Genomic DNA, 18,330 nt, shown 5'->3' with positions numbered 1-18,330 from the left:
TCCACGTGCGAGGGTTTTACTCTAATGACGACACACGACAGCAGTATCGCTATCCTCAAAAAGAACCGAAAAGTGCTTATCGCGAGCCTCACCGGCAGCGCTATTGAATGGTTCGACTATTTTCTCTACGGCACCGCCGCCGCGCTGGTGTTTAACAAGATCTTTTTCCCGATGGTTGACCCGGTGATCGGGCTTATTCTCTCCTGGCTCTCCTTTTCGCTGACCTTTTTTATCCGTCCCATTGGCGGCGTGTTTTTCGCGCATATCGGCGACCGTATCGGGCGCAAGAAAACGCTGGTGCTGACGCTCTCGCTGATGGGCGGCGCGACGGTAATGATTGGTCTGCTGCCCACTTACGAAACGATAGGGATCTGGGCGCCGGTGCTGCTTATCCTGATGCGCATTATCCAGGGCATGGGCATTGGCGGTGAATGGGGCGGCGCGTTACTGCTTGCTTACGAATACGCGCCCAAAAAACGCAAAGGGTTTTTCGGCAGCATCCCGCAGGCGGGTGTGACCATCGGCATGCTGATGGCGACGTTTATCGTCTCGCTGATGACGCTGTTTAGCGAAGCGCAATTTCTCGCCTGGGGCTGGCGCATTCCGTTTCTTCTGAGCGCGGTGCTGGTGCTGCTGGGGTTATGGATCCGCCGTGGGATTGATGAAACGCCTGATTTTCAGCAGGCGAAGCGCACCGGACAGCTCAGCAAAACGCCGCTGCGCGTGACGGTTCGCCATCACTGGCGCGAAGTGCTGATCGCCGCCGGGTTAAAAGTCGTGGAGACCGCGCCCTTTTATATCTTCTCCACTTTCGTGGTGAGCTATGCCACCACGACGCTTGCCTATGAGAAATCCCAGGCGCTGGAATCGGTGACGCTGGCGGCGCTGGTGGCGACGATACTGATCCCGCTCATGGGGCTGCTGTCGGACAAAATTGGCCGCAAGCGGATGTATGCGGTGAGCGTAATGCTGCTGGGCGCGTTTATCGTGCCGTGGTTTATGCTGCTCGACACCGGCGCCACCTGGGGGATCATGCTGGCGACCGTTATCGCGTTCGGCGTGCTGTGGGCGCCCATCACAGCGGTGCTCGGCACCCTCTGTTCGGAGATTTTTCACGCGCGGGTGCGCTATACCGGCATCACGCTCGGTTATCAGCTGGGCGCCGCGCTCGCCGGCGGCACTGCGCCGCTTATCGCCACGGGCCTGCTGGCCCACTCCGGCGGCGACTGGACGCCTGTCGCCTGGTATCTGGCGGTCACGGTCGCGATTTCGCTTCTCGCTATCCTGTGCGCCAGCCGCCTCCATCGTCGTGAGACGCCTGTGGCAGGCGAAACCACGACGCGCTGATCAGTCAAAAAATCGCATTCCCCGGTACGGCCGCGCGCGACAGGCGGCCAGCCGGGTGGCGAGGCTGCCGACATGCAGTTCGAGCGGGTGCCCGTCCGGGTCGAGGAAATACCAGGAGTCACCTTCACTGCGGTTGGTTTTCCAGGTCTGCACGCCCGCGAGGGTGAGCTTCTCCACCAGCCGGGGAAAATCCGCCTCGCTGACGCTAAACGCGTAATGGGTGTAATCCGCAGGCGGCGTGCCTGCCGCGTCGTCAAGCGATAAGCAGAGCCACAGCTCACCGCAGGAGAGATACGCCCCGCCGTCCCAGACGGCATGCAGCCGAAGCCCCAGCAATGTATGGTAAAACGCGACGCTTCGCGCTACATCACGCACCGCGAGCGTCAGATGATTAAGGCCGTTCAGCATGCGGCGGCGCCTCTTCCTGCAACGATCTTGCGAAACAGACCGCGTCTTCCTGGCCTACGTAGCGCCCGTAGTTGTCGATAATCTGGTAGCCGCGCCGCAGGTAAAACTCCACCGCGCGCGGGTTGGTGCGGCGGGTTTCAAGCCACGCCTGCTGGTAGCCGAATTCGCGGGCGAAGCGCTCCGCCGCGCTTAAGAGCTGGCTGCCCGCGCCGGGGTTATCAGGCAGCGCAAACAGACGTTTAATTTCGGCGACGTCAGGCCTGAGGGGCCGGCACGCCACGCAGCCGATGGCTGCGCCGTCGGCATTACGCGCCAGCAAAAACGTCGCGCCCTCGACGCGCACATCTTCATTATCAAACGACTGGCGGCCAGAGCTGCCGGTGAGCGCCGCCAGCGTCTCGGAAAGCGCGGCCAGCAAGGGAATGGCGTCCGGGTGTGTCGGGTCGCTCGGTTCAATCAGATAATCAGGCATCTTTCTCTCTCAGTCATGCGGCATCAGACCGCATCAACAGCATAGCGCAGCGGGGATATGCCCCGCGCGATTTCAGACAACGCGCCGCAATCCATTCATACAATTATTTAAAGATAAATTTACATTCACTTGAATTATTAAAATAGCGGGTTCTAAAATAGTTAGAGCACTAACGAAATGGATACCTCAGTGGATACACGCGACCTGACTTTCTCACATCTTTTGTGGATGACCGCCCACCACTGGCGGCTCGCGGTAGACCGTCGCCTGAAAAACCTCGGCATGAGCCAGGCGAGCTGGGTGGCCGTCGCCGCTATCGCGCGCCACGACACGCCGCTGTCGCAGGGCGAACTGGCCCAGCAGCTGGGCGTCGAGAGCGCCACGCTGGTGCCGCTGTTGAATCGTCTGGTCGCGCAGCAGCTCATTGAGCGCGTCACGCCGCCAGGCGATCGTCGCAAGCGGCTGCTGGTCGCCACCGCCCGGGGCCAGGCCCTGTATGAAAAAGTGAAAGTCGAAGCGGATGGTCTCAGGGAGACTATCCTTTCCACTATTCCCCCCGAAGAACTGGCCGTAACGCGTCGCGTGCTGGACCGTTTGTTGCAGGAAATTGAAAAACAGTAATGCGATCGGTGAAACAGGACCCTTACGCGCCGCGCGAGTGGGCGCCCCATGAAAAACCCATGCTGCTCGGCTCGCCGTCGACGCCGCATCATCCGCCCTATAAGCGCATCGCCTATGGCATCGTCGGGCTGCTGGTCTGTCTGACCGGCGCGCTCAGCAACGCGATGGTGACCGCCAATCTGCAAAATTTGCAGGGCACGTTCGCCGCCTGGTCAACCGAAATCGCCTGGCTGCCGGCGGTCTATGTGATGACCAACGTCTCCATCAATTTGCTGCTGGTGAAGTTTCGCCAGCAATACGGGCTGCGCGCCTTCACCGAAGGGTTTCTGGTGCTGTATGTGCTGGTGACGTTTTTCCACCTCTTCGTAAACGATATCAACACGGCGATGATGGTGCGCGCCGCCCACGGCATGGTGGGCGCGGCGTTGAGTTCGCTTGGCATCTATTACCAGATCCAGGCATGGCCCGCGAAACACCGTCTGAAGGCGCTGACTATCGGCATCACCGGCTCACAGCTCGCGATCCCCATCGCCCGTCTTTTTTCAACGGAACTGCTGGAGCTTGACGAATGGCGCGGGCTCTATCTCTTCGAGCTGGGGCTGGCGATGATTTCGCTCGCCTGCGTGGTGGCGCTGAAACTGCCGCCGGGCGACCGCCGTAAGGTCTTTGAGAAAAAAGACTTTATTACGTTTTGTCTGCTGGCGCCGGGCATGGCGCTGCTGTGCGGCGCGCTGTCGCTCGGGCGGCTCGACTGGTGGTTTGAAGCGCCGTGGATAGGCTGGGCGCTCGGCGCATCGCTGGTGCTTATCGTGGCGGCTATCGCTTTTGAACATAACCGCAATAACCCGTTGCTCAACACCCGCTGGCTCTCCAGCGGCAGCATCGTGCGGCTTGGGCTCATTATGGTGCTGATCCGCATTGTGCTGGCGGAGCAAAACACCGGCGCTATCGGCTGGCTGCAGTATGTCGGGTTGCAGAATGAACAGATGACCCATCTGGCGCTGGCGATCCTGGCGGGCGTGATATGCGGCATCGTCACCAGCGCGCTCACCATCAACCCGCAGAAAACTGTTTGGCCGATTATGGTGTCGCTGGCGCTGATGATCATCGCCTCGCTGATGGACAGCCAGGCCACCAGCCAGACTCGCGCCGATCAGATGCTGATAAGCCAGTTTCTGCTCGGTTTCGGCAGCGCATTTTTTCTCGCCCCGGCAATGCTCGCGGGCATCGGCGGCGTTATCGCCGACCCGCGAAACCTGGTGAGCTTTTCGGTGCTGTTTGGCATGAGTCAGAACCTCGGCGGGCTTATCGGCTCGGCGCTGCTCGGCACCTTCCAGACCTGGCGGGAGAAATATCACTCCAGCCTGCTTGCCGATCAGCTCTCAACGTTAAGCCCGCTGGTGAATGAGCGGCTCGCGCAGTACAGCCAGTTGTGGGGCAATGTGCTTAACGATCCTACGCTGCTGAACGCCCAGGCGGTGCAGCAGTTACAGACCGTCGCCACCACCGAGGCGAATATTCTGGCCTATAACGATACCTGTCTGCTGACGGCGGCCATCGCCGCCTCGACGCTGCTGTGGATCTTCTGGCGTCTCATCCGTCTGCGGCTCGCCGCGCGGCGGGCGCTGAAGCAGGCGATGCAAAGCGGCCAGTAACCTGACGATTTTTTGACTGACATAATTCTGGAGTAGTGATGAGCCAACAAGGCGCCCCCACCCCCGCGACGCCGGAAAAGAACAACCTGCGCGTGGTCTCCTTTTTTGCCGCCGGCGCCATCGGGCTGGTCGGCCTGCTGGTGATTATGTATGCCTGGCAGTTGCCGCCGTTCACCCGGCACGCAGCCTCCACCGATAACGCCTACGTGCGCGGCATGACGACATTTATCAGCCCGCAGGTCAACGGCTATATCACCGCCGTCAATGTGCAGGATTTCGCGAAGGTGAAACAGGGCGACGTGCTGATGACGATTGATGACCGCATTTACAAACAGCGGGTGCATCAGGCGCAGGCGACGCTTGCGATGCGTGAAGCGGCGCTCGCCAATAATCTGCAACAGCGCCGCAGCGCCGAGGCGACCATCTCGCAGAATAAAGCCGCGCTCGCCAGCGCCCGCGCCCAGAGCCTGCATAACCAGGCTGATTTGCGCCGCGTGCAGGCGCTGACGCAGGACGGCTCGCTGTCGGTGCGCGAGCGCGACGCCGCCATCGCCAGCGCCGCTCAGGGCAGCGCCAGCGTGGAGCAGGCCGCCGCCCAGCTAGAAGTGTCGCGCCAGAATCTGCAAAGCGTGATTGTGAACCGCGCGTCGCTGGAGGCGGATGTGGAAAATGCCCGCGCGGCGCTGGAGCTTGCCGAGATCGATCTGCAAAAAACCCGTATTATCGCCCCGCGCGACGGGCAGCTCGGTCAGATAACAGTGCGCCTGGGCGGCTACGTGACCGCCGGCACGCGGCTCACGTCGCTGGTGCCGCCGCAAAACTGGATAATCGCCAACCTCAAAGAGACGCAGCTTGCCGATGTGAAAACCGGCCAGCCGGTCACCTTTACCGTAGACGCGCTGAATGACGAGAAATTCGAAGGCCGCGTACAGAGCATCTCACCGGCGACGGGCGTGGAGTTCAGCGCCATCACGCCCGATAACGCCACCGGCAACTTTGTGAAAATCGCCCAGCGTATTCCGGTACGCATCGAAGTGCTGGGCGACGACGACAAACGCGCGCGCCTGCGCCCCGGCATGTCGGTGCAGGTCACTATTGACACTCACAGCGAGGAGAAGTGATGCGTCGTTCACTTGCGCTGTTGACCGCCGCCCTGCTGCTGGCGGGCTGTCATTCAGGAGACGTCGGGCAGGCCCGGCCCTCGCTGATTATTCCGCCCGCCTGGCGCGCCGCCGTCGGCCCGTCGTCGCCAGTTGAGGGGTTCTGGTGGCGTAATTTTCATGACCCCGCCCTTAACCGCTATGTGGACCAGGCGCTGCGTTATAACAGCGATGTGCTGCTGGCGCGCGAGCGGGTGAATCAGTATCAGGCGCAGGTACAGGCCGCGCTTGGCGACCGCTTCCCTATGCTCGACGCGGGCTTCAGCGCCGGGCGCAGCCGTTCGCAGTCCGCCGCGACGGGCCTGCCGGTGTATGGCAATCTCTATAAAGGCAGCCTGAACGCGAGCTATAACGTCGATATCTGGGGTGAATACCGCAGCGCCGCCGACGCGGCCCGGGCGAACCTTGAGGCGCAGAAAGCCGCGGCCGCCGCCGCCAACCTGACCGTGGCGTCCCAGGTGGCGTCCGGCTATATCACGCTACTGGCGCTCGACGAACAACTGCGGGTGACCCGCTCGACGCTGGCGGCGCGCGAAGACGCGCTGAAGCTTGCCAAACGTCAGTATGAGACGGGTTACAGTTCGCGGCTGGAGCTGATGCAATCTGAGTCTGAACTGCGCGCCACGCGCGCGCAAATTCCGCAGCTTCAGCATCAGATAACCCAGCAGGAGAACGCGCTCAGTATTCTTATCGGTCAGAATCCCGGTACGATTGCGCGCGGCGGCGAATTTGACGCTTTAAGCCCGCTCGCTATTGCGTCGCCATTGCCCTCATCGCTGTTAAACCGCAGGCCGGATATCGTGCAGGCTGAACGGACGCTGGTGGCGAGCGACGCGCAGCTGGCGGTTGCCCGCGCGCGCCTGCTGCCGGGGATCAACCTCACCGCCTCCGGATCGCTTCAGGAAAATACGCTGCCGGAACTGCTCGCCAATCCGCTGCGGCTCTGGAGCGTGGGCGCGAGCGTGCTGGCACCGCTGCTTAATCGCGAGGCGCTGAATGCGCAGGTCGACGTGACAACGTCACAGAAAAACCAGGCGCTCTACAGCTATGAGAGCACAGTGCGTAACGCGTTCAGGGAGGTGAACGACAGCCTAGACGCGGTGCAGCGCTTTAGCGAACAGCTCGCCGAGTTACAGGCTCAGGAGCAGGCGGCGCAGGAGACGCTGCGCATCGCGCACAACCGCTACCAGAACGGCTATTCCTCTTATCTTGACGAGCTGGACGCCAGGCGCACGCTCTTCTCCACAGAGCTTAACGTGGTACAGGTGAAAAATAATCTGCTGCTGGCGCAGGTCGATCTTTACCGCGCGCTTGGCGGCGGCTGGCCAGGCGCAGCGGCGCCGGGCGAGAAACCCGACTATGCTGCTTATAACACCCACCCGTAGCATAACGCGCCCCTGCGGCGCGCTTTCAGGAGAGCGGTTCGATGCAGCAAAAGTGGAGCGAAGTGGACGAGTATCTCGCGCAGGCGCTAATCGCAGACGATCCGCTGATGGCGCAGGTGCTGGAGAACAACCGGCTGGCAGGCCTGCCGCCGCATGATGTGTCGCCGTTACAAGGACAGTTTCTGGCGCTGCTGGTAATGATGACCGGCGCGAAACGGGTGCTCGAAATCGGCACGCTCGGGGCTTACAGCACGCTGTGGCTGGCGCGCGCGCTGCCGGAGGACGGGCTGGTTGTGACGCTTGAGGCGAGCGCGGAACACGCCGGGGTAGCGGCAGCCAATCTCGCGCTCGCCAGCGTGACGCCAAAGGTGCAGTTGCGCGTCGGCCCGGCGGCCGAGAGTCTGCCGCTCTACGCCGATGAGCCGCCGTTTGATTTGATATTTATCGACGCCGATAAGCCGAACAACCCGCTCTATCTGGAGTGGGCGTTAACGCTGTCGCGCACCGGGACGGTGATTGTCGGCGATAACGTGGTGCGTGACGGCGCGGTTGCCGCCCCGCACAGCGACGACCAACGCGTTCAGGGCGTGCGCACGTTTATCGAAATGCTCGGCAACCACCCGCGCCTGCGCGCCACCGCCCTGCAAACCGTCGGCAGCAAAGGCTGGGACGGGTTTACTCTCGCGGTAGTGAAGTAGTAAAGGTCTGGCGGGGAGGAGAAGTTTTGACATGGCAGACAGGTGTGAACTGTGACAGGGCGGGTGCGGCATCGCTTACCCGCCCTGAGCACTGCCTGATGCGGGCGTTGTAGCGTGGGTAAGCGAAGCCGCCCCTCGCGCTACACACCTTACCACCCACCCTACCCGCTGACCTGCTCCATCGCCTGCAAGACGCGCTTATCGGAGACCGGGTACGGCGTGCCGAGCTGCTGGGCGAAATAACTCACCCGTAGCTCCTCTATCATCCAGCGGATCTCCCGGACGTCGTCATCGTCGCGGCGCGCGGGCGGTAGCTTGTTAAGCCACTGCTGCCACGCCTGCTGTACCGCTTCCACTTTCAGCATCTGGGCGCGATCGCGGTGCGGGTCGACGGCCATTTTCTCAAGGCGCTTTTCAATCGCATTGAGATAGCGCAGCGTGTCGCCAAGCCGCTTATAGCCATTGCCGGTAACGAAACCGCGGTAGACCAGCCCGCTCATCTGGGCTTTGATGTCCGAAAGGCCGAGCGCCATCGTCATATCCACGCGCCCTTTCAGCCGCTTGTTGATGCTGAAGACCGCCGTCAGGATCTGCTCCACCTGTTTTGCGATATCCACCACGGTGTCGTTCAGCTCCGCGCGCACTTTCTCATGCAGCTGCGCAAAGCCCTCTTCGGTCCATACCGGCCCGCCGTTTTCGGCGATAAGTTTATCGACGCCGCAGGAGATGCAGTCGTCAATCAGATCCAGCACCTTGCCGTACGGGTTGAAGTAGAGCCCAAGCTTGGCCTTGTTCGGCAGCTTTTCATGCAGATACTTAATTGGCGAGGGAATGTTCAGCAGCAGCAGGCGGCGCAGGCCGCGCCACATGGCGTGCTGCTGCTCCTGCGGGTTGTCGAACAGCCGGATGCCGACGCTCTCTTTTTCATCCACCAGCGCCGGGAAGGCTTTCACCTGGTAGCCGCCGCGCTTCTGCTCGTAGCGCTCAGGCAGCGCGCCGAAGCTCCAGATATGCAGGCCGCTCTGCTCGATGCCGTCATCCGCCACCGCCGAGAGCGTTTCCTGCACTTTTTCCTTGAGCCCTTCTTTCAGCGCGCTGAGATCTTTGCCCTCGCGCAATTTGCGGCCTTTCTCATCCACCACGCGGAAGGTCATTTTCAGATGATCGGACACCTGTTCCGCCTGCCACGCCTCGCGCTCAATGGTGACGCCGGTCATACGGCGCAGCTCGCGCTCCAGCGCATCCAGCAGCGGTAATTCCAGCGGCGTCGCGCGGCCTAAAAACGCCTCGGCGTAGTTCGGCGCGGGCACGAAATTGCGGCGCACCGGTTTCGGCAGCGATTTGATCAGCGCGATAATAAGCTCGCGGCGCATGCCCGGCACCTGCCATTCAAAGCCCGCCTCTTCCACCTGGTTTAACAGCGGCAGCGGAATATGCACCGTCACGCCGTCGGCGTCGCCGCCTGGCTCGAACTGATAGGTCAGGCGCAGCTTCAGGTTGCCCTGATGCCAGAAGTTCGGATAGTCGAGTTTGCTGACCTTCTCCGCGCCTTCTTTAATCAGCATGCTCTTTTCGAAATTAAGCAGATCCGGCGTTTCACGGCTCGCCTTTTTCCACCAGCTATCGAAGTGGCGTGCGGAAATCGCGTCAACGCTGATGCGCTGGTCGTAAAACTCAAACAGCGTATCGTCATCCACCAGAATGTCGCGGCGGCGCGATTTATGCTCAAGCTCCTCCACTTCGGCGCGAAGCCGCTGATTCTCGCGGAAAAAGGCGTGGCGCGTCTGCCAGTCGCCTTCCACCAGCGCGTGACGGATAAACAGCTCGCGGGAGAGCACCGGATCGATCTGGCTGTAGTTCACGCTGCGCGCCGCCACAATCGGCAGTCCATAGAGTGTGACTTTTTCGCTCGCCATCACCGCGCCCTGCGCGCGCGACCAGTGCGGCTCGCTGTATGAGCGCTTAATCAAATGCCCCGCCACCGGCTCTATCCACTCCGGATCGATACGGGCCGCGATGCGTCCCCACAGGCGGCTCGTTTCCACAAGCTCCGCCACCATCGTCCACTTCGGCGGCTTTTTAAACAGCCCGGAGCCAGGGAAGATAGAAAAACGGGCGTTGCGCGCGCCGGTGTACTCCTGTTTATCCGCGTCTTTCATCCCGATATGCGAAAGCAAACCGGTGAGCAGCGCGGTATGTACTTCGCGATAGCCTGCCGGTTCGCTGTTAACCGGAATGCCGAGTTCTTTCACCACCTGACGCAATTGGGTGTAGATATCCTGCCATTCGCGCACGCGCAGATAGTTCAAATAATCGGTGCGGCACAGGCGGCGGAACTGGTTGGATGACAGCGCCTTCTGCTGCTCGCCAAGGTAGTTCCACAGGTTCACGAACGCCAGGAAATCGGACTCTTTATCATGGAAGCGGCGGTGTTTCTCATCAGACGCCTGCTGTTTATCGAGCGGGCGCTCGCGCGGGTCCTGAATGGAGAGCGCGGAGGTGATAATCATCGCTTCGCGCACGCAGCCGTGCTTTTGCGCCTCCAGCACCATGCGCGCCAGACGCGGATCAACCGGCAACTGCGAAAGCTGGCGGCCGAGCGGCGTCAGTTTATAGACCGAGGCCTGCGCGTCCGTGGTAATCGCGCCCAGCTCTTCAAGCAGACGGACGCCATCCTGAATATTGCGTTTATCCGGCGCCTCGACGAACGGGAACGCCGCAATATCGCCAAGCCCCAGCGCGGTCATTTGCAGAATAACGGACGCCAGATTGGTGCGCAGGATTTCCGGGTCGGTAAATTCCGGGCGCGAGAGGAAATCGTCCTCGGAATAGAGACGGATACAGATGCCTTCCGAGACGCGACCGCAGCGGCCTTTACGCTGGTTAGCGGAGGCCTGGGAAACCGGCTCAATCGGCAGGCGCTGCACCTTGGTACGGTAGCTGTAGCGGCTGATGCGCGCCGTACCGGGGTCGATAACATATTTAATGCCCGGCACCGTGAGCGAGGTTTCCGCCACGTTAGTCGCCAGCACAATACGCCGCCCGGCGTGCGGCTGGAACACCCGGTTCTGCTCGCTGTTCGAGAGCCGCGCATAGAGCGGCAGCACTTCGGTATGCGGCAGGTTGAGCTTCATCAGGCCGTCGGCGGTATCGCGAATTTCGCGCTCGCCGCTCATAAAGATAAGAATGTCGCCCGGCCCTTCGCGGCCCAGTTCGTCCACGGCGTCGAAAATCGCCTGCAGCTGATCGCGCTCGGTGTCGTCCGCGTCCTCCACTATCGGGCGATAGCGCACTTCTACCGGATAGGTGCGGCCAGAGACTTCAATAATCGGCGCGTGATTAAAATGGCGCGAAAAACGCTCGGGATCGATGGTCGCCGAGGTGATGATGATTTTCAGATCCGGGCGTTTTGGCAGCAGCTCGCGCAGATATCCCAGCAGGAAATCGATGTTCAGGCTGCGCTCGTGCGCCTCATCGATAATGATAGTGTCGTACTGCATCAGCAGCCGGTCCTGCTGGATTTCCGCCAGCAGAATACCGTCTGTCATCAGCTTGACCATCGTATTATCGCTGACGTGATCGCTAAAGCGCACCTTATACCCGACGCAGCCGCCCGGCTCGGTTTGCAGCTCTTCGGCGATGCGGTTGGCGACGGTGCGCGCGGCCAGACGACGCGGCTGGGTGTGGCCGATAAGCCCTTTCACCCCGCGGCCCAGCTCCATACAGATTTTTGGCAGCTGGGTGGTTTTCCCTGAGCCGGTTTCACCGGCCACGATGACCACCTGATGGTCGCGCACCGCGTTGAGAATATCCTGTTTCTTCTGGCTGACCGGCAGGTTTTCCGGGTAGGTGATAGCCGGGCGCGCGGCTTCGCGCAGCAGGACTCTCCCTGCCGCCTCGTCTATCTCCTGAGCAAGCTGCGTAAAAAGCGCCTGCTGAGATTCAGTATTTTTAATCTTTTTCGCCCCGTGAAGACGGCGAGCGAAACGGCTCCTGTCGCGCAGCATCAGCGAATCGAGACGTGCCATCAGGGCGGAGAGCGTAATATTTTGTTTTTCCATCATTGCGTTATAGGGCCTGAGCGCAGCCCGTTAAATCTTAGGGTTTCGTTAAGCGTAGAGTACCACACCGCTTTCTGGCGCGCCTTGTTCAAAAATTTAGAACATAGACTTCGATATATTGCGCTATCACTGTCATCGGTTTGTGAATAGAGTTGTCGACAAGCAACGGGGGCGACCGCCCTGACAACCAAATCAAAAAGGAACATCCCATGAGCAAAGTACTCGTTCTGAAGTCCAGTATTCTGGCAGGTTACTCCCAGTCCAACCAGCTTTCCGACTATTTCGTTGACCAGTGGCGTGAACAGCACAGCGCGGATGAAATTACCGTGCGCGATCTCGCCGCGAACCCGGTTCCGGTGCTGGATGGCGAGCTGGTTGGCGCCCTGCGTCCGTCCGACGCGCCGCTGACACCACGTCAACAGGACGCGCTGGCGCTGTCTGATGAACTGATTGCCGAGCTGAACGCGCACGATGTGATTGTGATTGCGGCGCCGATGTACAATTTCAACATCCCGACCCAGCTGAAAAACTACTTTGACCTGGTGGCCCGCGCGGGCGTCACCTTCCGCTACACCGAGAAAGGCCCGGAAGGCCTGGTGACGGGCAAACGCGTTATCGTACTGACCAGCCGCGGCGGCATCCATAAAGATACCCCGACCGATCTGGTGACCCCGTACCTTTCCCTGTTCCTGGGCTTTATCGGCATGACCGATGTGAAATTCGTCTTCGCCGAAGGCGTGGCGTACGGCCCGGAAATGGCGACCAAAGCGCAGAGCGACGCGAAAGCCGCTATCGACGCGCTGATCTCCGCGTAAGCGACGCGCGAGAAAAAAAACCGCCTTCCGGGGCGGTTTTTTTATGGGCGAACGGCACCGTTACACCACCACCCACGGCGTTTCGTCGAGCGCGAAAAACAGCGTGTTGTCACGCACCTGATAAGGAATGGTATAGGTGCGGGGATCGTGCATATTGCGGTCGCAGCACGGCTCAAAATAATGCACCAGACAGCGGAAGGTAAACGTGCTGTCGGTCATCTCCGTTATCTCAAATGACTCCGGCTGGTACGCGTAACGGATATCGTCCGGATGTTCGGACATCACCAGATGTTTAAACAGCCCGGCGTTGGCGCGCAATGTGTCGGCGATAGCGGACAACGACGGCGCGCCATCCAGCGGCAGAGTATAGTCAGTTGCCATAAGGTTTCTCCTGTAAGAACGCGCCCCGAGCGTGACACAGGGGCGCGCGTTCGTCTGTTACCCGTGGGAGGTACGGCGCTATTTTTTCATCCAGCGGCCATTAATCCCGCGCACATATTCACCGGCTTTGCTGCGCTCCACCAGTTTCTGGCCCGCCATGGTCGCCACAGCATCGACCGGCAGGCCATTTTGCCGCGCCACCTGGCGGTAGCTTTCCGCGCGCGCCTGATTGATGCGCGCCACAAGCGCGGTGGTCTCGGCATCCTGCGTCACCGGCGCGAGATAGCCCGTCAGCGTTTCACCTACGCGCCCCTGAGCGCGGGCCTCTTCCAGCGTCAGCGCGACACTGACAGGGCTTGCCAGCAGCAGCGCCAGCGTTAACACCAGCAGGCGTTTCATCGTCTCGCCTCCTCAGAAGAGATCGCTGCGGCTTTGCAGCAACGCTTCGACGTCTTTATCCACTTTGATATGGATATCGTGTTCGATTTTGACGTTCATATTAATGGTAATCGGCTCTTTCGGCGCCGCCACCTCAATGCGCGGCGTACAGCCGGACAGCGCTATTGTGATGATGCCCGACAGAAGCGCGGTTACGATTTTCATGGTTGTTCCTCGCAGGTCTCCCCTGACGTTGCCTTGCAGCGCGCGGCGGGCAGCGTCGCGTGTTGCTCAAGCCAGGACTGTAAATTGTCGCCAAAACGTAAACTACGCCACAGCGTGAAAAGATTTTCCTGATGCTGATAGTTAAGCCGCACGCCGCTTTTTTTGCCGTCGACGTGGCTTTCGCCCTGAAACTCCGAGCGCATGCGCAACACCCCGAGGTTATCGACGTCGAGCCGCGTCCAGGAGCGGGAAATTTCCATATAGCGCAGCCAGTTCACCGCCGCGGCGGCCGCCGCGTTATCGTGCGCCATCGCGTCGGCCATCTCTTTATCGACGCGCAGCGTTAGCGGGCCGGGGCTGGTGAGCCAGCCGTCGTGCACAATCCACTGAGGGTTATCAAGCCACAGCGGCAGCGCGCCGTTAATCGCCCCGGAGAGCGCCACCTGTTTCACATTCGTGGCGGTGATAAGCTCACTTGACGAGATATTCTCAAGGCGCAGCAGCGCGGGCGTGTGCTGCGGCATCCGTAGCTGCTGCATGCGAATTTTCCCGCCGAGCAGCGAGGCGCTGACGTCGCTTAACACCAGCGGGTTTTCCTCACTCCACGGGTAACTGCCCTGCAACGACGCCGTTATCTCCCGCGCCGGCACCTGGCTTGTGATTTCCTTGATGTTCAGCCGCACCGGCCCGCGCGTGCCGAGCTGCCAGGTGGCATCGCGAAAGCGGAACGGTAGCACGAAATCGACGTCGTTGAACTGATTGTCTTTGGTCCAGGCGCTGCCCTGTTTCACTACGCCATGTCCGCCCGCCTCGAAGCCCTGGCCTGCGGCGGCGGAAAACGCCACCTGGGCGTAAAAGCCGCCGTCGCGCAGCAGCAGCTTCCAGTCCGGCGGCAGCAGCGGCTGGAAAACCGCGAGCGGCTGCGGCGACCACCACGCCTGACCACGCAGACGCTCGCCATCCCAGCGCCCGTTGACGCGTACCGGCCCGATGTCGCCCGCGTGCAGATCGCCCTTAAACTGGAACGCGCTCGGGTCACGCCCCTGCACGCTGAAGTTGAGCGTCGACGGCGGGAGGCTCGCGCCGCTGGTAAAACGCGTCGTCCCGGCGTCAAGCGTGAGCGCGCCCTCCAGCGCCTGCGCGGCTTGCGCCCTCGCCCAGCGCACCGGCGTGCTGAGCGCCAGCCGGGGGTGCTCGACCGTCATGCTGCCGTAGCGCCACCGATCGAAGCGGGTAGTGAGTTCGCTGAGCGTTATCACCTCGTCGCGCCATTCGCCGCGCCCGGCGATGGACCAGCGAGACTGCATCGGCTCAAAGGTGCCATTCCCCCAGTAGCGCCAGCGCCACAGCCCGGCATCAGGCAGAAAATCATCGGCGCGGCCATCGAGATGCAGCAGCATATCACCCTGGCCCGGCTCGCTGGCGCGCGCGATGGCCTGTAATCGTCCGTCGATGCCCTTCTCTGTCACCGTCACGCCTGCCAGCGGCCAGCGAATCTCTTCAATATTCAGCGCGTCAATGACGCGACCGCGCGAGCGCAGCAGCGCGCCCGGCAGAAAGCGCAGCTCGGGTGACAGTAGCGGCCCACCGAGCGTGGCGGGCAGGCTCGCGTAAAACGCCAGCGCGTTCTGTTTGGCCTCGCCAGTAATGCGCAGCGGCATGGCGCTCTGGCGCAGGCTCAACGTGCCGGGGCCGAAGCTGAGCACCGCGTTCCCCTTACCCGCGTTCCCTTGCGTGACCACATTCATGCGCCCGCTGACGCGCGCCGCCTCAATCCCGCCGCGCCAGTTCTCCACGCGCAGCGCCACGCGCCCGCTCAGCGGAAAGCCCTGATAAGGCCAGCGCCAGCGTCCGTCGCTGAAGGCAAACGCGTCGTGCCCGGCCTGCCAGGGCAGATCCAGTAGCGGGTCCGGATCGCCGTCGGCGAACACCAGCAGTTGTCCTTCGCCGCCGCGCCACTCCAGCTCCGCGCGGGCGTGGTATGGCGCCTGCGGCAGAGAGAACCGCGCCTGCGCCGCGCCTTTGGTGGGAATGCCATCCGGCATCAAGCCCAGCGTGAAATCGCCAAGCAGCGAAACCGGCGGCTGGCCCTCGAACGCGTGTACGCGCAGACGCTCAATGCGCAGCGCCTGCCCCACGAGGCGGGCTTTGACGTCCAGATTATCGCCGGTAAATGTCACCACCTGCGCCTGTGGACTCAGGCTCGCCTGCAGTGCGCCGACGTAATCGGCGAGGTCAACGAGCGTCAGACGCGCGATCTCTACGTCACTTTCAGGAAGCATCGACTGCCACTGGGCAAGCGTGCGCGGCGCGCCGGGCGTCGGGTCGTCGGGAATGGCGCTGAAGCAGCCGGTGTTGAGCGTGAGCGCGTCAAGATGAAGCCGCCAGCGCGCAGGGTGGCTTAAGACGACGTTATGGGCGCGGGCGAGTTCGCAGTCGCCTGCGAAATAGCGCAGATCCGGCAGCACAATGGCGGAGCGGGTCAGGCGCGGGCGATGCTCCAGCGCGATTCGCGTTCCTTGCGGCAGCCAGACGCCCGCGAGCGTCGGCAGCCAGTAGCCTGCGGTTAACAACAGGGTGAGCGGCAGCAGCACAAGCAGAAGTAATAAAGCGATGACGGCTCTGTATTTACCCTTCATGGGCCGTTAATATCCTGATTCAGCGAGAAATTATGCCGGGGAAAGCATTTATTGTGACACCTTTGGCAGGCCTGGTGAAGCCAGGGCGGCTCTGAAAGCATAGTTGACCTAAACTTAGAGGTAAGCGCCTGTACGGCAATTAATTTTTAAACTTTGTACGATATTTTTAATTATGCTAACGTGATCACAGAAAATCACTGGAGAAAGTCTTATGAAACTGGCGGTTTATAGCACAAAGCAGTACGACAAAAAGTATTTGCAGCATGTTAACCAGGAATATGGCTTCGATCTTGAATTTTATGACTTCCTGTTAACCGAGCGCACGGCGAAAACCGCTATTCAGTGTGACGGCGTCTGCATTTTCGTTAACGACGATGGCAGCCGCCCGGTGCTGGAAGAGCTGAAAAAGCATGGCGTCAAGTTTATCGCGCTGCGCTGTGCAGGCTTTAATAACGTCGATCTCGACGCGGCGAAAGAGCTTGGCCTCAAAGTGGTGCGCGTCCCGGCGTATTCGCCGGAGGCCGTGGCGGAACATGCCGTGGGCATGATGATGTGTCTGAACCGCCGCATTCACCGCGCTTATCAGCGCACCCGCGACGCCAACTTCAACCTTGAAGGGCTGACCGGCTTCACCATGTATGGCAAAACCGCTGGGGTTATCGGCACCGGTAAAATCGGCGTCGCCGCGCTGCGCATCCTCAAAGGTTTCGGCATGCGTCTGCTGGCGTTCGATCCCTACCCGAGCGCCGCCGCGCTGGAGCTCGGCGTTGAGTATGTCGATCTTAAAACGCTGTTCTCTCAGTCAGACGTCATTACCCTGCACTGCCCGCTGACGCCAGAAAACTACCACCTGCTGAACCAGAATGCGTTTGAGCAGATGAAAGACGGCGTGATGATCATCAACACCAGCCGCGGCGGTCTGGTCGATTCTCAGGCGGCGATTGAAGCGCTTAAAAGCCAGAAAATCGGCGCGCTGGGCATGGACGTGTATGAAAATGAGCGCGACCTGTTCTTTGAAGATAAATCCAACGATGTTATCCAGGATGACGTGTTCCGTCGTCTTTCCGCCTGTCACAACGTGCTGTTTACCGGCCATCAGGCGTTCCTGACCGAAGAGGCGTTAATCAGCATCTCTGAAACCACGCTTGAAAACCTGCGCCAGCTGGAGCGCGGCGAGACCTGCCCCAACGAACTGGTGTGATACAGACCGGCGCGTCACACGGCGCGCCGCGTCATTTACCTCAGGGAGACCTTCATGAAAAAAATCCTTATCCCTTTACTGGCGGGCATGACGCTCGCGGGCTGTCACAGCACCGCCCCCTCGTCTTCGCGCCTCACCCCGGAAACGCTGCAACACCACCGCTACGTGCTGCAAACCGTCAACGGCGCGCCGCTGGATGCCACGCGTCGCGTACCGGAGCTGAGCTTTGGCGAACATATGCATGTCTCTGGCAGCATGTGTAACCGTTTTATGGGTCAGGGCGAGCTGCATGGCGATACGCTGAAAGTGAACGGGCTTGCATCGACGCGTATGCTGTGCGCCGAGCCGCAGCTTAATGAGCTGGATAAACTGATTGGCGAGATGTTAAGCCAGGGGGCGACGGTGAGCGTCGGAAAACAGCAGCTCACCCTGAAGTACCGCCAGTATACGCTGGTATATAAACTGGCGGATCTGGTGCAGTAATCAGTACGCGGCGCAGGCGCCGGTGGCGAGCGCCGCTTCGCTGCAACGTTTGCCGTTGGGCAGCGCGCACATGCCGGTGGTGGAGCCGTCAAGCTGACGCGCAACGGACATCGACCCGCCCACCATCGCGCAGTTCGCCTGGCCTGCGCTCGACATCGCCGCCCGCATGCCCGGCGGCACGTGCGCCGCGGTGGCCTGCTGAACGGGTTCGCTGCTGCATGCCGATAACAGTAACGCGGCACAACCTACCCAAAACGCTGCTCGCATGATTCTCCCCTTTCGTTGACAAGCAAAACCTGAGCATCATAGGCCGCCCGGCGCGGCCCGTCGAGATTCGCACTGCTGCTTTTTTGGACGAAGACACATTTTTTTGCCTTTTTCTGCATCGTGCGCGTGTTCAC

General features: G+C 60.9%; 17 protein-coding genes. 9 read left to right on the top strand and 8 right to left on the bottom strand.

All coding sequences use genetic code 11. From position 1 onward, the window contains the following. The first annotated feature begins 24 nt into the window (after positions 1-24). Positions 25-1,347 (top strand): MFS transporter, encoded by a 1,323-nt coding sequence (locus tag AFK63_RS08245; RefSeq protein WP_038862787.1) that lies wholly within the window; start codon positions 25-27, stop codon positions 1,345-1,347. Here the strand turns inward: AFK63_RS08245 and fos are convergent, their stop codons facing one another. Next, positions 1,348-1,755 carry a FosA family fosfomycin resistance glutathione transferase gene (fos, locus tag AFK63_RS08240; RefSeq protein ID WP_038862786.1) on the bottom strand — a complete coding sequence of 136 codons (408 nt, stop codon included), beginning with the start codon at positions 1,753-1,755 and terminating at the stop codon, positions 1,348-1,350. Further along, positions 1,739-2,227 carry a GNAT family N-acetyltransferase gene (locus tag AFK63_RS08235; RefSeq protein ID WP_038862784.1) on the bottom strand — a complete coding sequence of 163 codons (489 nt, stop codon included), beginning with the start codon at positions 2,225-2,227 and terminating at the stop codon, positions 1,739-1,741. Before AFK63_RS08235 ends, fos begins: the two co-directional genes overlap by 17 nt. A 189-nt stretch (positions 2,228-2,416) precedes the next feature. Here AFK63_RS08235 and AFK63_RS08230 point away from each other — a divergent pair, with 189 nt between their 5' ends. Genes AFK63_RS08230 through AFK63_RS08210 form a run of 5 tightly spaced genes read left to right on the top strand, consistent with a single transcriptional unit; the run spans position 2,417 to position 7,746 of the window. Next, positions 2,417-2,848 (top strand): MarR family winged helix-turn-helix transcriptional regulator, encoded by a 432-nt coding sequence (locus AFK63_RS08230; protein ID WP_038862783.1) that lies wholly within the window; start codon positions 2,417-2,419, stop codon positions 2,846-2,848. Next, a complete protein-coding gene (locus AFK63_RS08225; RefSeq protein ID WP_038862780.1) occupies positions 2,848-4,503 on the top strand; it encodes an MFS transporter in 1,656 nt (551 codons plus the stop codon). The genes AFK63_RS08230 and AFK63_RS08225 overlap by 1 nt, the downstream gene beginning before the upstream one ends. 38 nt (positions 4,504-4,541) lie before the next feature. Beyond that, entirely contained in the window at positions 4,542-5,624 is a 1,083-nt protein-coding gene (locus AFK63_RS08220; RefSeq protein ID WP_038862777.1) for an HlyD family secretion protein, read from the top strand. After that, the gene (locus AFK63_RS08215) at positions 5,624-7,048 is read left to right on the top strand and encodes an efflux transporter outer membrane subunit (RefSeq protein ID WP_038862776.1); all 1,425 of its coding nucleotides are present in this window, start codon (positions 5,624-5,626) and stop codon (positions 7,046-7,048) included. The genes AFK63_RS08220 and AFK63_RS08215 overlap by 1 nt, the downstream gene beginning before the upstream one ends. Before the next feature lie 41 nt (positions 7,049-7,089). After that, entirely contained in the window at positions 7,090-7,746 is a 657-nt protein-coding gene (locus AFK63_RS08210; protein ID WP_038862774.1) for an O-methyltransferase, read from the top strand. A 161-nt stretch (positions 7,747-7,907) separates the two neighbouring features. On the opposite strand, the gene hrpA is transcribed toward AFK63_RS08210, so the two are convergent. Continuing rightward, positions 7,908-11,810, bottom strand: a complete 3,903-nt coding sequence (gene hrpA, locus AFK63_RS08205) for an ATP-dependent RNA helicase HrpA (protein WP_038862772.1) — start codon at positions 11,808-11,810, stop codon at positions 7,908-7,910. A gap of 206 nt (positions 11,811-12,016) precedes the next feature. Here hrpA and azoR point away from each other — a divergent pair, with 206 nt between their 5' ends. After that, positions 12,017-12,622 carry an FMN-dependent NADH-azoreductase gene (gene azoR, locus AFK63_RS08200; RefSeq protein ID WP_038862770.1) on the top strand — a complete coding sequence of 202 codons (606 nt, stop codon included), beginning with the start codon at positions 12,017-12,019 and terminating at the stop codon, positions 12,620-12,622. Between the two features lie 60 nt (positions 12,623-12,682). Here the strand turns inward: azoR and AFK63_RS08195 are convergent, their stop codons facing one another. From AFK63_RS08195 to AFK63_RS08180, 4 genes are all read right to left on the bottom strand, one after another. Further along, positions 12,683-13,003, bottom strand: a complete 321-nt coding sequence (locus AFK63_RS08195) for a hypothetical protein (RefSeq protein WP_038862769.1) — start codon at positions 13,001-13,003, stop codon at positions 12,683-12,685. A 78-nt stretch (positions 13,004-13,081) separates the two neighbouring features. Continuing rightward, the gene (locus AFK63_RS08190) at positions 13,082-13,402 is read right to left on the bottom strand and encodes a YdbL family protein (RefSeq protein ID WP_038862767.1); all 321 of its coding nucleotides are present in this window, start codon (positions 13,400-13,402) and stop codon (positions 13,082-13,084) included. 12 nt (positions 13,403-13,414) lie between these two features. Then, positions 13,415-13,606: a YnbE family lipoprotein gene (locus tag AFK63_RS08185; RefSeq protein WP_038862764.1), complete on the bottom strand. Its 192-nt coding sequence runs from the start codon at positions 13,604-13,606 to the stop codon at positions 13,415-13,417. Then, on the bottom strand, positions 13,603-16,245 hold the full coding sequence (locus AFK63_RS08180; protein ID WP_038862763.1) for a YdbH family protein: 2,643 nt from the start codon (positions 16,243-16,245) through the stop codon (positions 13,603-13,605). Before AFK63_RS08180 ends, AFK63_RS08185 begins: the two co-directional genes overlap by 4 nt. Before the next feature lie 211 nt (positions 16,246-16,456). On the opposite strand from AFK63_RS08180, the gene AFK63_RS08175 reads away from it, so the two are divergent. After that, positions 16,457-17,446 (top strand): 2-hydroxyacid dehydrogenase, encoded by a 990-nt coding sequence (locus AFK63_RS08175; RefSeq protein ID WP_038862761.1) that lies wholly within the window; start codon positions 16,457-16,459, stop codon positions 17,444-17,446. 54 nt (positions 17,447-17,500) lie between these two features. Further along, complete coding sequence (hslJ, locus tag AFK63_RS08170) at positions 17,501-17,929, top strand: heat shock protein HslJ (protein WP_038862759.1); 429 nt, start codon at positions 17,501-17,503, stop codon at positions 17,927-17,929. On the opposite strand, the gene AFK63_RS08165 is transcribed toward hslJ, so the two are convergent. After that, the gene (locus tag AFK63_RS08165; RefSeq protein WP_038862758.1) at positions 17,930-18,196 is read right to left on the bottom strand and encodes a putative hemolysin; all 267 of its coding nucleotides are present in this window, start codon (positions 18,194-18,196) and stop codon (positions 17,930-17,932) included. It abuts the gene before it with no gap. Between the last annotated feature and the right edge of the window lie 134 nt (positions 18,197-18,330).

The sequence above is a fragment of the Cronobacter muytjensii ATCC 51329 genome (genome assembly GCF_001277195.1).
GTDB classification, from domain to species: Bacteria; Pseudomonadota; Gammaproteobacteria; order Enterobacterales; family Enterobacteriaceae; genus Cronobacter; species Cronobacter muytjensii.
Note: the sequence above shows the minus strand (reverse complement) of the source record. Positions and strands in the feature narration are given on the sequence as shown.